The sequence below is a fragment of the Bradyrhizobium sp. Ses1 genome, assembly GCF_059512365.1.
Map to the genome: position 1 here is coordinate 1 of NZ_JCAMOQ010000274.1, position 240 is coordinate 240.

Here is a 240-nt window from a genome sequence, read left to right on the forward strand (position 1 = left end):
TTCCGGCTTTCCCTGCGCGATGGTGTTACGGCTTACTTCGTGCTCTTCCCGGTGACCGGGCTTTCTTGCCACCGTCGCCCGCAGACTGTCTCTACGAACTTAGCGCCAGCGTCGGGGCGCCAGAACCACACGACTTCGCCGTCCGCTGATGCCACGCTCGTCTGTCGCAACACCCGCGTCCACCGCATCTCACCGCAACGTTCGTGACGATCGCGAGCCGCCCCTCATCCGCCGTGAGAC

General features: G+C 64.6%; 1 pseudogene. It reads left to right on the forward strand.

Features of this window, described 5'->3' with window-relative positions:
• A pseudogene (locus AC5ZG5_RS46655) lies at positions 1-207 on the forward strand (hypothetical protein); the annotation flags it as partial.
• Positions 208-240 lie beyond the last annotated feature (33 nt).